We start from the raw sequence: 15076 nt of genomic DNA, 5'->3' as shown, positions 1-15076 counted from the left end.
GGATCCCTATACCCAAATGAGGGACAAACAGATGCGAACATCTTCCCTGTATTTACTCAGTTGTGCCCTGCCGCTGACGGCAATGGCGGCCGACAATAACAGCAACGGTGACTGGCAGCAGATTGACCAGCGCCTGCAACGCCTGGAGCAGCAACAAGTCAGCTCCAGCGCCGAGAACACCAGCTTCAGTCTCTATGGCTCACTGCGCCCGACCCTGGTTTACAGCGACAGTGACATCACAGATGAGTGGGATGTGGGCGATGCCCTGTCCCGCATCGGCGTCAAGGGGCGCACCGAATTTGCCCCCGGCTGGGCCTTGCTGGCTCAGGGTGAATGGAAAATCAACCTCAATGGTGATGGCAGCTTCGGCGATGCCCGGCTGGCATTTGCCGGGGTGGATTCACCCTATGGTCAACTCAGCTTTGGCCGCCAGCGGCCGGTACAATACACCCTGGTGGCCGAATACACAGACATATTCAACAACGCCAACAGCCCGTTTGCCTACAACCAGGAAAGCCCCTTCTTCGCCGACAACCTGGCGTTGTACCAGTTTAAGTTGCAACACTTTACCCTGATGGCCTCGGCGCGTTTCGATGGTGAAGGCGATAACAGCGGCGCCGATGCCATCAATGCGGGTCTGGGCTTTGACTGGCATGGTTTGCATCTGGGGGTGAGCTATCTGGAACAGGACAATTTCGAGGGTGAGCTGAAAACCGGCAAGGATAAGACAAGCGCCGCCGCTGTGGCCTACAGCTTCGACAACGGCATCTATCTGGCGCTCGCCTACCAGAATAAAGACTATCAATTGACAGGCTCCGAAGACAGGGACGGCAGCACCCTGGACGCCGCGCTGGCCATCCCGCTGTGGCAGGACTACAAACTCAAGCTGGGCTACTTCCGCTTCGATGATGGCCTGGAGCCCGATATCAGCCTGGATTATCAGGGCTTCAACACCACGCTGGAATGGAACCCCGCCGGCAATGTACGCCTGCACCTGGAGTACCTGCAGCAAGACAACGAACAAGGTGCCACCGACAAGAGCATTGCCATAGGCATTCGCTACGACTTCGATCTGAACTGGCGCTTCTGAACCTTCTCCATTGGGCCAGGGACGGCCAACCTTGAGTTACTGCTCATCCCCAAACCAGCGCTTCAGCGTCTGATCGGCTTCCTGCTTCACCTCGGCATTCACGTAGAGGCTCACCATGGTCAGTGCCGCTGCCAGCGCACCGAGATCATCACTGAAACCCACCAAGGGCGTCAGATCCGGAATGGCATCCAAGGGAGTAATGAAATACGCCAGGGCGCCAAAGATCACCGTCTTGGCCCATTTTGGGGTATCGGGTCTTTGGGCGGCATAGTATAGCCAGAGCGCCTTTTGCACTACCTCCCTGCCGGCCTGCCTGGCATAACCCTTGAGTTTGGCCCAGAAACCACTGTCGCTGTACTGCTCTTGTTCCATCTCACTCTCCACTGCCGATATAGAGGACAGTATTCAACCCAGGCCCCGACAACGTCAAGCACCATACAAATGGTTGATACTGGAATAATCCGCCGACTCATTTACCTTTATGCAACAGTCTTAATAAAGTGAATATTTAATCAAATAATCGCAACATAATCTCAAATATATCGATATATCATACATATCCATTTATTTTAAATGTTCCTTATTTTATGTATAACCAAAACAATATATAAATATAAAGTGTAAATTTTTGGTACAACTCATTAAAAACAATAAAAATTTAAAATAAGCAGATACACTTTTTCACAAGTGATTGGAACTATGACTTAGCTCATACTTTTATTTTTTGGCCGGATATAAACTCGCAATTAAGTTATCACCAGTGCTTTTCTCTAAACGTAATGGAGTTGTATATGAAGAGAAAGTCCAAAATCATGGCGCATATAAGGCGCACCCGACATATCATGATGCCAACCCATCGTGACTATTTTGACTACTCCTACTTTTTCCCCGCCTCAATCATCGCTGACTGAGGAGATAGGCTGCTCCGCGCATCCATCTCCTTAGCATCCCCAATACATACAATTAGTTGCTTTTACTCGGCCGGTAATATCCTGCACGCGTAACGGTAAGGCTTTCTTATACCTTTTCTCTGACGAAGCATTCGTCATGGTATCTCTACGCCTTACATAAATATCGCTGCTTGAATATATCAGCCCAGGGCTGACTTTATCTAAATTTTAATATTGGAATTTATTTTCCGATACGAGCCCTGCTGACTTTTTTAAATAAGGTTATTTTATGAAATCACTAAAAATTGCAGCAAGTTTATCTGTTCGTTCTTGTTTTGATACTGAAAGAGAAGTGGTCAACGTATTAACTACCGACTTTTGCGATATTGGTGCCGTGGTTGTTTCAGTCACAGACGTTAATAACGGTATAGTCGACAAAATCAATAACACAGGCCTGAAACTGCCGATCTTCGTTGCCGTATGTTGTGAAGAAGCCTTTCCCGATGATATCTGCTCTTCCATTACCGGCGTATTTGAGCTGTGCGCCAGCAGCAGTACTGAGTTTTACGGCAAACAGGTAGAAACCGCGCTCAATAAATATGAGCAGGCCCTGCTGCCACCTTTCTTCGGTACACTGAAGAAATATGTGGAAATGGGTAACTCCACCTTTGCCTGCCCAGGACACCAAGGCGGCCAGTTCTTCCGTAAGCACCCGGTTGGCCGTCAGTTTTTTGATTTCTTTGGCGAAACAGTATTCCGCTCCGACATGTGTAACGCCGACGTCAGACTGGGCGACCTGTTGATCCACGAAGGCGCCCCCTGTGATGCCCAGAAGCATGCCGCCAAAGTATTCAATGCCGACAAGACTTACTTTGTCCTCAACGGCACTTCAGCCTCCAACAAGGTTGTGTGTAATGCGCTGCTGACCAAGGGCGATCTGGTACTGTTTGACCGCAATAACCATAAGTCAAACCACCACGGCGCGCTGATCCAGGCCGGTGCTACCCCGGTTTATCTGGAAACTGCCCGTAACCCCTTCGGCTTTATCGGCGGTATCGATGCCCATTGTTTCAGCGAAAACTATCTGCGCGAAGAAGTCCGAAAGGTTGACCCCAGCCGTGCCGATGCCAAGCGCCCCTTCCGTCTGGCGGTAATCCAGCTGGGTACCTACGACGGCACCATATATAACGCCCGTCAGGTCGTGGACAAGATAGGTCACCTGTGTGACTACATACTGTTTGACTCCGCCTGGGTGGGCTATGAGCAGTTTATCCCTATGATGAACGACTGCTCACCTCTGTTGCTGGAGCTGACCGCAGAAGATCCGGGGATCCTGGTGACCCAGTCGGTACACAAACAGCAGGCTGGTTTCTCACAAACCTCGCAAATCCACAAGAAAGACAGCCATATCAAAGGCCAGGACAGATACTGCAACCATAAACGTTTCAACAACGCCTTTATGTTGCACGCCTCCACCAGCCCCTTCTATCCGCTGTTTGCCGCACTGGATGTCAACGCCAAGATGCACGAAGGCGCCAGTGGCCGCTTCCTGTGGCGTGAGGCGGTGAAAGCCGGTATCGAAGCCCGCAAACTGCTGCTGAAAAAGTGCAAATATATCAAGCCGTTCATTCCTCCAATGATAGAAGGCACCCCATGGCAGGATCATGAAACCGAACAGATGGCCGATGACCTGCGCTTCTTCGAATTCGAACCCGGTCAGAAATGGCATGCCTTCGAGGGGTATGAGAAAGGCCAATACTTCGTCGACCCTTGTAAGTTCCTGCTGACGACTCCGGGTATCGATGCCGAAACCGGCAAGTACACCAACTTCGGTATTCCGGCGACGATTCTGGCCAACTTCCTGCGTGAAAATAACATCATTCCGGAGAAGTGCGACCTCAACTCGATTCTGTTCCTGATCACCCCGGCCGAAAACATGGCCAAGATGCAGCATCTGGTATCTCAGATTGCCCGCTTCGAGAAGCTGGTCGATGAAGATGCGCCGCTGTCTGAAGTGCTGCCCAATGTCTACAACGCCAACAAGGAACGCTATCAGGGTTACACCATACGCCAGCTGTGTCAGGAGATGCATGACCTCTATGTCAGCCATGATGTAAAACAGCTGCAAAAAGAGATGTTCCGCCAGGCCCACTTCCCCAAAGCCGTGATGAACCCACAGGAAGCCAACATAGAGTTTATCCGCGGCAATGTGGAGCTGGTGCCCCTGTCACAGGTGGAAGGACGCATCGCGGCCGAAGGCGCCCTGCCTTACCCACCGGGAGTGCTCTGTGTGGTTCCCGGCGAGATCTGGGGTGGCGCAGTTCAACGTTACTTCCTCGCCCTGGAAGAAGGGATCAATCTGCTGCCGGGTTTCTCACCTGAGCTGCAAGGCGTATATCTGGAACAAACCCCTGAAGGCCGGCAACAGGCCATGGGCTATGTCCTGAAAGCTTAACCATAAGCGGCGGGGCATGGCGCCCCGCCACCTGGCAACATGACTTAGGTAAATAATTATGAGCAAAGCAAATAATAAAATTGGCGTGGTTCAGCTAACCATACTCACCATAGTGAACATGATGGGCTCAGGTATCATTATGCTGCCAACCCAGCTGGCTCAGGTGGGAACGATTTCAATTCTGTCCTGGTTGGTGACGGCGGCGGGTTCAACGGCATTGGCCTACGCCTTTGCCAAGTGCGGTATGTTCAGCAAAAAATCCGGTGGTATGGGCGGTTATGCCGAGTATGCCTTCGGTCGCAGTGGCAACTTTATGGCCAACTATACCTATGCGGTATCTCTGTTGATCGCCAACGTGGCCATCGCGATTTCCGCTGTGGGCTATGGTGCCGTGCTGTTCGGTGTCGAACTCAGCCCCATCGCTATCTGTCTGGCCACCATAGGTGTGCTCTGGCTGGCCACTGTGGCCAACTTCGGTGGTGCCCGCATCACAGGTCAGGTATCCAGTGTTACCGTGTGGGGGATTATCATTCCGGTTATCGGGGTGTCCCTCATAGGTTGGTTCTGGTTCGACTTTGACCTGTACAAAGCGGCCTGGAACCCCCACGACATGCCATTCTTCAAGGCTCTGGGTGGTTCAATCGCCATGACACTGTGGGCCTTCCTGGGATTGGAATCTGCCTGTGCCAACTCTGAAGCAGTAGAGAACCCAGAGAAAAACGTGCCTATCGCGGTAATGGGCGGCACCATAGGTGCAGCGGTTATCTATATCATCTCTACCAACGTGATCGCCGGTATTGTGCCCAACGGTGAGCTGGCGCTGTCCAACGCACCTTTCGGTCTGGCCTTTGCGCAAATGTTCAACCCCACTATCGGTTCCATCGTCATGGCCTGTGCCATCATCTCTTGTACCGGTTCCCTGCTGGGTTGGCAGTTCACCATCGCCCAGGTGTTCAAGTCATCTGCCGATGAAGGTTTCTTCCCTAAAGCCTTCTCCAAGGTGACCAAGAAAGACGCCCCGGTTGTCGGCATGCTGATCATCGTTTCGGTACAAACGGTACTGTCACTGATGACCATCAGCCCATCGCTGAGCAAACAGTTTGAGGCGCTGGTTAACCTGGCCGTGGTCACCAACATCATCCCATACATCCTTTCCATGGCTGCTCTGGGTGTGATGCAAAAGCAATTGAATATCCCTGTAAAACAGGCCCGAATTGCCAACTTTATGGCCGTAATTGGTGCCCTGTACAGCTTCTATGCCCTCTATAGCTCAGGTGAAACCGCCGTGATGCTGGGTTCTATCGCAACCTTCTTCGGTTGGACCCTGTTCGGCATTATTTCCAACAAAAACGACAAGCAAAAATTGAAACACGCTTAAGGCTTACGGGTGTGCACTCCCCCTGCGTGCGCGCCCACCTAAAAGTTAAATCAATAACAATATTGGATGAGGTGGACTATGAACAAGACAATACTGGCGCTGGCAATCCCTGCGCTGCTGCTCTGCGGCTCAGCCCAGGCAATCGATCTGTACAACGATGATACCAATAGCTTTGGCATCAGCGGCTGGCTGGGTTTCGCCGCCTACAATGATGGCCACGAGACCTCAGTAATTGACGACACGTCAAGGATACGTTTGAGCTTCGAGCGTAAAGAGCGCAACGGCTGGACCGCCTATGCCGTCACCGAATGGGGCATCAATATGGTCACCAGTGATGACAATCTGGTGCTACAGGGTGGCAGACTCGCCGCAGAGAAAACCGATGACTTCCTTAACAACCGCCTGGGTTATGTCGGTCTGTCCCACGATACCTGGGGTAGCCTGACCTTCGGGAAGCAGTGGGGCGCCTATTATGATGTGGCCGGTACCACTGACTTACCCAATGTCGTGGCCGGTTATGCCGTCGGCGCTTACACCTTCGGCGATGGTGGCCTGACGGGTACAGGGCGCGCCGATGCCGCATTCCAATACCGCAATGACTTTGGCCCGCTGCATCTGGCACTGCAATACGCCGCCAAGCAAGATGGTGAGGTCTCGGTACAGGACAGCAATGGCGAACCACTGGCCAACTCTGAACTGGACTTTGATTCCAGCTACGGTGCCAGCCTGACCTACAGCGTCACCGACAAGTTCAAACTACTGGCCGGCTTCAACCGTGGTGATATCGATGGCCACCTGGAAGGCAGCGAACTCAAGGTGACCAACCAGATAGTAGGCATAGGTGCCATGTATGGCGACTATTATCACTATGCACCCAACCGTGAAGCCAGCGGTTTGTATGTGGGTTTCAACGCCCACAAGAGTGACAACAACGAACTGGTTGGCGGTGAACTGTACGACGCCACCGGCGCCGAACTGATGGTGGCCTACCAATACGACAACGGCTTTGTGCCCATTGCCATGCTCAGCTACCTGGATCTGGATACAGATCAGCACAGCGCCATTCAAGGGAACTGGCGTCGCCAGTTTGCCATGGTGGGTCTGCACTATAGATACAGCAGAGACACTGTGATGTTCTTTGAGGCCAAACTGGACTTCAGCGACATGGATGACCCGGCCGAAGATGCCGCCCAGGACAATAACTTCGCAGTGGGGATCAACTACTTCTTTTAACTGAACTTCTATAGCGGCACACTCCCGCTCCATTGCTGGCAGTACCCTTTTTGCCAGGCACGCTCGGCCACCCTGACCCCACTTCCTTCCAGGGTGGTTTTTTTTACTTGAATCCGAAAAGTTTGGCGGGAGATATGCCCCCAGGCTCCACTCAAAACGACCGGCATCATGGCGCATTTCTGGAAAGCTTACGCCTAAACCGTTAGGATACTTGCCATCCCGCGGCTTCAGTGGATGCAGCCGCGCCAACGCAAAAAAAATAGCCAAGGTCATGCCCGCCAAACCATTACTCGCTTACTACCAGGATTGCTATAAGGAAGATTGTGTCGACCTTAATCTGTGGCACCTTGGCAAACTAAACCAGGAAGACAGGCTATTTATTGAGGGCGAGGATTCGCTGCTTTCAGGCTTCCTGCCAAGACAGCCAATCGCCCATGAAGCCGGGGCGCAGCTCCTGCCCAGAATCGCCATGTACCAGCGCGAGCGCCAACTGCTTTACGTTTCCCATTTTGTGGTCGGCCAATTAAAGGAAGAGGGGCAAACCCGCACTGTACTCAGCCCTCTGGTTTTTAAAGAAGCCCAGTTGGAAGAGGATGACGGCAGCTTCTATGTTTCCCTCAAAGAGGGGGCACTGCAGATTAACGAACCCTTGCTGCGGCTGTTGCTGCCGGAAGACACTATGGAAGCCGGCTTTGATGCCATCTTCGCTCCCGAGCGCCCCGACAGCTGGACCTCGCTGTTGAGCCAGAGCCACCAGAACATAGATACCCTGGGGCTGCTGGGATTCCCCAAACTGACAGGCTATGACAGCCTCGCCCGCCTGACCCGCAAGCGTAAGTTAACTCTGGTGCCGGCATCGGCACTGGTGTTTCTGAAACGCCCCAGCGCCAGTCGCGGCATTCTGCATGAGATCTCTGCCATGATGAATGCGGCCGAACTCTCGGCGCCGCTGCAGAATCTGATGGGAACACAACTGCCACCCAAGACCGAAGCCAAGCGCCGCCTCAAAAGCCAGTACCTGCCCTGCCTCTTGTCCCGGGCACAGCAGCAAGTGCTGGAGATAGGCGCCGGCCACAGTCTTGGCTGCGTTGTCGGGCCGCCGGGAACCGGCAAGAGTTATACCATAGCCGCTGTCGCGACCGAACATATGGCCCGGGGCGAGTCTGTGCTGATCGTTGCCAACAACGAGCATGCGCTTGATGTCATTAACGACAAGCTTGAGAGTCAGTTCGGGCTCAAGGACATCAGCCTGCGGGCGGGACAAAAGGCCTTCCTGAAACAGCTGAAGGATTATCTCAGCAATCTGCTGGACGGCTATCATTCACTTGAGCACACACCCCCGCAGCAGTTGGAAAGCCAGCTCAATTTATTGAACCGGCAACTGGACAACTCAGAACGCCGGCTGCTGCGATTTTTACGCCGCGCCATTCGCCGCGGTCAAAGGCTGCACAAACTGGAACGCTCACAGCGGCGCTGGTTGTTGCAGCTCTATCTTGCTCTGTTTGGCCACAGCATGGAAAACCTGAGCCAACATTGGGACACCCTGGATGAGTTGAACGATAGCCTGACAACCAAAGAGGCGCTGGCAGCCAAGTTGCTGCAAAATGTCAAAGCCAGCCGGGTCGCCGGCTTGCTGAACAACCACAGGCAACAGCTGCAAACTTTCAATCAAGCGATTCGTTCCCGCACCTCACAGCGGCAGTTTGCACTGTTCGATACCTTGGATTACCAGGTGTTGCAGCAGGCGTTTCCCATCTGGCTGGTGAGCCTCAACACCCTTCACAAGGTATTGCCGCTCCAGCGGGAGCTATTCGATCTGGTTATCTTCGATGAAGCCAGCCAGAGCAATATCACCAGCGCCTTACCGGCGCTGTTTCGGGCCAAACGGGCCCTGGTGGTCGGCGATGGCAAGCAACTCAGGCATATCTCTTTCCTGTCCCGCAGCAAAGAGCAGGCGTTGCAACAACTGCATGGCGTGTCCACAGCGCAATCCGGCATCTGCAGCTATCGCGATAAATCGATTTTGGATCTGGTGGCCGAGCAGATAGCCTCCCAGCAGCAGATCGCCTTTCTCGATGAGCACTTTCGCAGCGCTCCCGAGCTTATCAGCTTCAGCAACTCACAGTTTTATCAGCAGCGGCTGCGGATAATGCAGCACAGACCCTGTACCAGCAGCGGCCATCTGCATCTGCACTCAGTGATGGGCGAGCGCAGTGAACAGGGAGTCAACCAGGCTGAAATCAGTGCACTGTGCAACCTGATAAGGCAGCAGATAGACAGCTGCGAACAAGCGGGAATGACCAAGTCGCTGGGAGTGTTATCGCCTTTTAGGGCTCAGGCCGATGCGCTGGCCGATGCTTTGTTCAAACAGTTTTCCGCCACCGAGCTGGAAAAGTATCGCCTGCGGGCCGACACCCCCTTTGGTTTTCAGGGAGAGGAGCGCGACATTATGTATCTCTCCTTCGCCGTTGACCCACAGAGCAAGAGAGCCGCGGTATATCTCAACCGCGAAGATGTGTTCAATGTAGCCATTACCCGCGCCAGGGAACAACAGCACCTGTTTGTTTCGGTAGCGGCCCAAGAGCTGCCGAGCAACTCACTGCTGCGTCTCTATCTGGAATCCAGCCGTCAATTCAATGCTCGGCACAGGCAAAATGACCAGCTGGATCAGTTTCAGCGCCAGCTTTGTGACGCCTTGGCTGGGCACAATATCGAAACCTGGCCGGGCTATGAGATAGCCGGCACAGAGGTGGATATCCTCTGCCGCTGGCAGGGCGAGTATCTGGCGCTGGATCTCATCGGCTTTCCCGGCCCCTGGATGGACTTTTTTGAACTGGACACATACAAGATACTGCAGCGGGCCAAGGTGCCCATGTTGCCCATCAGCTATGGACTCTGGTTGAAAAATCCCGGTGCCTGTATCGAACGCATTCGCAGTAAGCTGACTCGGGAACCCCAGAGTTAACAATCATCAGAAGCGGTTTTGGCTGCCGCAAGCGAGCCCAAACGGGGATGACGCAGCAGCAGTAACCATAAGGTCATCCCCAAACAAAGCACGCCGGCCCAAAACATGGCGACCCCAAAGCCGGCGGCAACCGCCTGATGATTTATCGCCGCTATCCCACTCGGTTCAAACTGTCCCCCACTTTCAGTCTCTTTGGCCGTGTAGATGACCCGACTCATTAGAGTACCCAAGAGGGCGATCCCCAAGGTCATACCCGTCTGCCTCACGGCATTCATGGTGGCCGAAGCCATGCCCGAGCGCTGAGCTCCGACACTGGCCATCACCAGCTCACTGGTTGCCGGTACCGCCAGCCCCATTCCCAAACCAAGCAGGGCAAGATAGCCCGCCGTCAGAAAATAAGCCGTTTCCCCTTGCAGGTTTGACTGCAACATGAGCGCCAAAGCCATCAATCCATACCCCAGATTCATCAGTCGCCTGACTCCAAAGTTCGCCGCCAGGCGGCCAAACCCCATGGCCGCCACAGCCATGGCGATAAACTCGGGCGCCATCCGCCAACCGGCCTCGGCAGCATCCCAACGCTGCGCTTCCTGAAAAAACAGCGACATAAAAAACACGCTGCTGTAGGCAGAAAAGCCCAACACAAAGGAAGCCGAGTTATAGCAACTAAAGTCCCGCTGCCGAAACAGCTTCAGCGGCAGCAGTGGCCGCGGCGCCTTAAGTTCAACCCGGATAAAGACCGCAAACAAAATGGCGGCCAACAGCAGCGGCACCAAGGTGTGATAACTCAACCAATCATGCTCACCCAAGCCGATAAGGCCATAGGTCAGTCCCCCAAGGAAGAGTATGCTGAGCAACTGCCCGGCAAAATCCAGTGCCGCCTGTTCCGGGTCGGCACTCTCGTCCAGCCCCCAAGCCCCCAGCAGTAATGCGATGAAGCCTATGGGGACATTGATCCAGAAAATGCTCTGCCAACCCACATGCTGCACCAGCAAACCGCCGACTATCGGCCCCAGTATCAGAGACAGGGCGCTGACCGATGACCAGATGCCTATCGCCCGGGTGCGGGCGCCAACGTCAGAAAAGGCGTGGGTCAACAGAGACAGGGCTCCCGGGATAACGGCGGCACCGGCAATCCCTTGAATCACCCTTCCCAGGAGTAACAGCCACAGAGAGTCTGCCATGGCGCAGGCGATTGAACCCAGAGTGAACAGCACGACCCCGCAGAGCCACAACAACTTGCGGCCAAAACGGTCGCCCAGCGGCCCGGAAGAAAGAATTAAAGCCGATAAACACAGGGCATAGGCGTTCACCACCCATTGGGAATCCGCCATGCTGATTGCCAACTCCTGTTTCATGGTCGGCAAGGCGACATTGACTATGCTGATATCCAGAGTTGCCATAAAAGTGCCCAGACAGATGGCCGCAAGCAGAGCGACCTGACGCAGAGAAGACATGCTGTTCCTCCTTGAAGCTCAGTTATTTTTGAGAATAATTCTCAATATAGATTTCGACCGACCGTCGGTCAATGGCATTTACAATCACTGGATGGTCGGCATCTGGCCTTGGATCAGCACTTTAGGTAGGATGAATGCCGATTCCGACCTAAGGAAGGTGCGAACAAATCCCATGTGTGCTCTGCGTCGGCTTACTGGCTTGGATGCAAGGCGTGGTTCGCCGCAAATGGCCCTAGTCCTTTGCAAGAAGCACAACACAGCAGGCAGGCCTGTAAGCCACGCCCTTCGGGGCTTTCACAGCAACCGGCTCTCTGCGTTATCCGACTTCGACAGGCCCCGGCATGCCTTCAGTCAGATGCCTTGAACGCCAATTGCTGTGTAAGCCAGAGTGCCACGAGGACTTATTCGCACCTTCCTTATGCACAGGGGCTTGATTCACTCGGCGAGTATGAAAGAATTTGGCGGCCAATCGGCCAAGAAAAACATTATCCTGGCCAACGCAGTTTCCTGGCAGATCAAACTTCTTATATTGAGTGGTATGGCTAATGACAAATAACAGCACCCCGGGGGCTCCACGCACTAAACCGGCAGAGGTTCGTCTCGATGAACTCATGGATGCGGCACAGAAGTTATTTATTGAGAAGGGGTTTGAAGCCACTACAGTCAGCGACATAGTGCGCGAGGCCAAGGTCGCCAAGGGGACTTTTTACCACTACTTCAATGCCAAGCCGGAGATACTCTCGGCTCTGCGGCAACGCTTTAGCCGGCATTTTGTCGAGCAGGTGCAACTGGCAATGGATGCCTGCGATAGCGATGACTGGCCGACACGACTGGATGTTTGGTGCCGGGTCAGTGTCAACGCCTATCTGGCCGGTATAGAGCTGCACGACCTGCTCTTCCATGACAACTATTACCACGGTCACGGCAACAGCGAGCGGGATCGGGTGTTGGCGCAGATTATTGAGCTTTTGCTAAGCGGCAAGCGCCATGGCGCCTGGCAGTTGGAAAGGCCAGAGCTGAGCGCCATCATCCTCTATCACGGCATGCATGGCGCGGTAGACAACGCCATGCATAACGGCATCACGGACCGCCAAGCGACGGCGCAACAACTCGGCGAAGATCTGTCACTGGAATTCCGGCGTCTGCTGGGCTGTTAGCCTACGCAGCCCTTGTTTAGAACAAAGGCTTGCTAGCGCCCTCTATCGTCTTGGGTTTTTACTTTGATTTCTTACTCTGGCCCTGGCTTTTACCCTGACTTTTACCCTGAGTATGGCTCTGAGCATGGCCAAAGACAGGCCTGGCTCCGGGTCTGGCTTTGCCACTGCCGGGCTTGGAGCCTTTAGCTGTTGCCACTTTGCCTGTTGTTGTGTGGTCGCCGCTCTTGCCTTTTCCGGCCTTGTTACCGCCTTTGGCCCCTTCGGTGGACTTACCCTTGGCGGCTTTGCCGCTGCGCTCTGCAAACTGATTGTCGCTGAAACGGGTGAGTCCCTGGCGGCCCTTGTCGGCCCCCTTGCGGTTATGCTTACCGGCCCAGGCTTCGGCGCGGCCTTCCGGGGGCACCAGATGCTGTGGCCCAGTGCCGATAAGATGCTGTTTCCCCATGGCGATAAGCGCCTCGCGGATCAGCGGCCAACCTGCGCTGTCGTGATAGCGCAGCAAGGCCTTATGCAGTCGCCGCTGACGTCCCTTCTTGGCCACCGGCACCTCTTCGCTGCTGTGTTTGACGTTTTTCAATGAGTTCAGCTCTGTGTGGTAGATGGTCGTGGCATTGGCCATAGGCGATGGGTAGAAGTTCTGCACCTGATCCAGCTTGAACTTACGCTCCTTGAGCCACAGCGCCAGGTTGAGCATGTCCTCGTCCGTGGTGCCCGGGTGAGCCGAAATAAAATAGGGGATCAGATACTGCTGCTTACCCGCTTCGGCCGAGTATTGGTCGAACAGCTCCTTGAACTTGTCGTAGGTGCCCATACCTGGCTTCATCATCTTGGATAAAGGCCCCTCTTCGGTATGTTCCGGCGCTATCTTGAGATAGCCGCCCACATGGTGCTTGGCCAGCTCTTTAACGTAACGCGGATCTTCAATCGCCAGGTCATAACGCACGCCGGAGGCGATCAGCACCTTCTTGATCCCGGGAACATCCCGGGCGGCGCGATAAAGATCTATGGTGTGCTGATGATCTGTGTCCAAATGGCCACAAATACTGGGAAAGACACAGGATAAGCGCCGACAGGTCTTTTCGGCCTTTTCGCTCTTGCAGCCGAGACGATACATGTTGGCCGTTGGGCCGCCGAGATCGGAAATTACCCCGGTAAAGCCGGGCACTTTCTGCTGTATATCTTTAATTTCTTTGATAATGGATTCTTTCGAGCGGCTCTGGATAATCCGCCCTTCATGCTCGGTTATCGAACAAAATGAGCAGCCACCGAAACAGCCTCGCATGATATTGATTGAGGTCTTGATCATGTCGTAGGCCGGGATCTTGGCCTTGCCGTAAACCGGGTGTGGCACCCTGGCGTAAGGCAAGTCGAATACCGCATCCATCTCATCTGTGTTGAGCGGCCAGGCCGGTGGGTTGACCCAAACACCACGGTCGCCGTGGGGCTGGAACAGGGCTCTGGCACAACCTGGGTTTTGCTCCTGATGCAAAATCCTCGATGCATGGGCGTACAGGTATCTGTCTTCACTCACCCGCTCGAAGGCCGGCAGCAACACATAGGTCTGCTCCCAGGGCCTTGGCTTGGGTGGCTGCACACTGATGGGCTTGGGAGCGTCGTTGTCGAAGATCTTCTTGTCGGATGGCCCGGACAAGTTCTGGCAGCCGACATCATCGGCGCCATAGGGATTGGGGATAGGGTCAATTTTGTGCAACTGATCTATCTTGCGCGAGTCCATGCCGCGCCATTCTGGCAGTGGCTCTTTTCGGATAACCGCTGTGCCGCGGATATTCTGCATCTGCGCCATGGTTTCACCCTTGGCGAGACGGTGCGCCACTTCCACCAGCGGCCGCTCGGCATTACCGTAGATCAGGATGTCGGCCTTGGCATCAAAAATCACACTGCGGCGCACTTTGTCGGACCAATAGTCATAGTGGGCAATCCGCCGCAGGCTGGCCTCGATACCGCCTATGACTACGGGCACCTCTTTAAAGGCTTCCTTACAGCGCTGGGTATAAACAGTCACGGCGCGATCCGGGCGCTTGCCGCCTTCATTGCCCGGGGTATAGGCATCGTCGTGGCGCAGTTTACGATCGGCCGTATAACGGTTGATCATCGAATCCATATTGCCTGCAGTGACCCCGAAAAACAGATTCGGTTTACCCAGGCTCATAAAGGCCTCTTTGCTGGACCAATCCGGCTGCGAGATGATCCCCACTCTGAATCCCTGCGCTTCCAGCAAACGGCCAATCACCGCCATGCCGAAACTGGGGTGATCTACATAGGCATCACCTGTCACCAGGATCACATCACAGCTGTCCCATCCCAGTTGTTCCATCTCCTTGCGGGACATGGGCAGAAAGGGAGCCGTGCCGTAACACTCGGCCCAATACTTGGGATACTGAAATAAGCTGGATTCGACTTGCATTTGAGACTGACCATCAGAGGATTCGACAC

10 protein-coding genes are annotated in these 15076 nt (G+C 54.2%); 7 read left to right on the top strand and 3 right to left on the bottom strand.

What is annotated here, in order from left to right; all coding sequences use genetic code 11:
• Positions 1–31: 31 nt before the first annotated feature.
• Entirely contained in the window at positions 32–1090 is a 1059-nt protein-coding gene (locus HCX89_RS18455) for a porin (RefSeq protein WP_167716977.1), read from the top strand.
• Positions 1091–1126: 36 nt separating this feature from the next.
• On the opposite strand, the gene HCX89_RS18450 is transcribed toward HCX89_RS18455, so the two are convergent.
• The gene (locus tag HCX89_RS18450) at positions 1127–1462 is read right to left on the bottom strand and encodes a YkvA family protein (protein ID WP_025011932.1); all 336 of its coding nucleotides are present in this window, start codon (positions 1460–1462) and stop codon (positions 1127–1129) included.
• Between the two features lie 407 nt (positions 1463–1869).
• On the opposite strand from HCX89_RS18450, the gene speFL reads away from it, so the two are divergent.
• The 5 genes from speFL (at position 1870) to HCX89_RS18425 (ending at position 10011) form a co-directional block, all read left to right on the top strand.
• A complete protein-coding gene (gene speFL / locus HCX89_RS23120) occupies positions 1870–2001 on the top strand; it encodes a leader peptide SpeFL (protein WP_363325324.1) in 132 nt (43 codons plus the stop codon).
• 268 nt (positions 2002–2269) lie between these two features.
• Complete coding sequence (gene speF, locus HCX89_RS18440) at positions 2270–4435, top strand: ornithine decarboxylase SpeF (protein WP_025011933.1); 2166 nt, start codon at positions 2270–2272, stop codon at positions 4433–4435.
• A 58-nt stretch (positions 4436–4493) separates the two neighbouring features.
• Entirely contained in the window at positions 4494–5813 is a 1320-nt protein-coding gene (potE, locus tag HCX89_RS18435) for a putrescine-ornithine antiporter (protein ID WP_028780970.1), read from the top strand.
• A 78-nt stretch (positions 5814–5891) separates the two neighbouring features.
• The gene (locus HCX89_RS18430; RefSeq protein WP_107006159.1) at positions 5892–7046 is read left to right on the top strand and encodes a porin; all 1155 of its coding nucleotides are present in this window, start codon (positions 5892–5894) and stop codon (positions 7044–7046) included.
• A 271-nt stretch (positions 7047–7317) separates the two neighbouring features.
• Positions 7318–10011 (top strand): DEAD/DEAH box helicase, encoded by a 2694-nt coding sequence (locus HCX89_RS18425; protein WP_167716975.1) that lies wholly within the window; start codon positions 7318–7320, stop codon positions 10009–10011.
• On the opposite strand, the gene HCX89_RS18420 is transcribed toward HCX89_RS18425, so the two are convergent.
• Complete coding sequence (locus HCX89_RS18420) at positions 10008–11465, bottom strand: MFS transporter (protein WP_167716973.1); 1458 nt, start codon at positions 11463–11465, stop codon at positions 10008–10010. The two genes, HCX89_RS18425 and HCX89_RS18420, sit on opposite strands and share 4 nt — an antisense overlap.
• Before the next feature lie 545 nt (positions 11466–12010).
• On the opposite strand from HCX89_RS18420, the gene HCX89_RS18415 reads away from it, so the two are divergent.
• Positions 12011–12622 (top strand): TetR/AcrR family transcriptional regulator, encoded by a 612-nt coding sequence (locus HCX89_RS18415; RefSeq protein ID WP_071237687.1) that lies wholly within the window; start codon positions 12011–12013, stop codon positions 12620–12622.
• 58 nt (positions 12623–12680) lie between these two features.
• On the opposite strand, the gene HCX89_RS18410 is transcribed toward HCX89_RS18415, so the two are convergent.
• Positions 12681–15047 (bottom strand): YgiQ family radical SAM protein, encoded by a 2367-nt coding sequence (locus HCX89_RS18410; RefSeq protein WP_167716971.1) that lies wholly within the window; start codon positions 15045–15047, stop codon positions 12681–12683.
• Positions 15048–15076: the final 29 nt, after the last annotated feature.

Source organism: Shewanella sp. Iso12, assembly GCF_012030025.1.
In the GTDB taxonomy this organism is placed as follows: Bacteria; Pseudomonadota; Gammaproteobacteria; order Enterobacterales; family Shewanellaceae; genus Shewanella; species Shewanella algae.
The sequence above is the reverse complement of the archived record's forward strand: the minus strand, read 5'-3'. Positions and strand labels throughout refer to the sequence as shown.

Excerpts from the sequence above, each read along its gene's own strand:
- HCX89_RS18455 (WP_167716977.1), top strand. The coding sequence starts at position 32 with ATGCGAACATCTTCCCTGTATTTACTCAGTTGTGCCCTGCCGCTGACG.
- HCX89_RS18450 (WP_025011932.1), bottom strand. The coding sequence starts at position 1,462 with ATGGAACAAGAGCAGTACAGCGACAGTGGTTTCTGGGCCAAACTCAAG.
- speFL (WP_363325324.1), top strand. The coding sequence starts at position 1,870 with ATGGAGTTGTATATGAAGAGAAAGTCCAAAATCATGGCGCATATAAGG.
- speF (WP_025011933.1), top strand. The coding sequence starts at position 2,270 with ATGAAATCACTAAAAATTGCAGCAAGTTTATCTGTTCGTTCTTGTTTT.
- potE (WP_028780970.1), top strand. The coding sequence starts at position 4,494 with ATGAGCAAAGCAAATAATAAAATTGGCGTGGTTCAGCTAACCATACTC.
- HCX89_RS18430 (WP_107006159.1), top strand. The coding sequence starts at position 5,892 with ATGAACAAGACAATACTGGCGCTGGCAATCCCTGCGCTGCTGCTCTGC.
- HCX89_RS18425 (WP_167716975.1), top strand. The coding sequence starts at position 7,318 with ATGCCCGCCAAACCATTACTCGCTTACTACCAGGATTGCTATAAGGAA.
- HCX89_RS18420 (WP_167716973.1), bottom strand. The coding sequence starts at position 11,465 with ATGTCTTCTCTGCGTCAGGTCGCTCTGCTTGCGGCCATCTGTCTGGGC.
- HCX89_RS18415 (WP_071237687.1), top strand. The coding sequence starts at position 12,011 with ATGACAAATAACAGCACCCCGGGGGCTCCACGCACTAAACCGGCAGAG.
- HCX89_RS18410 (WP_167716971.1), bottom strand. The coding sequence starts at position 15,047 with ATGCAAGTCGAATCCAGCTTATTTCAGTATCCCAAGTATTGGGCCGAG.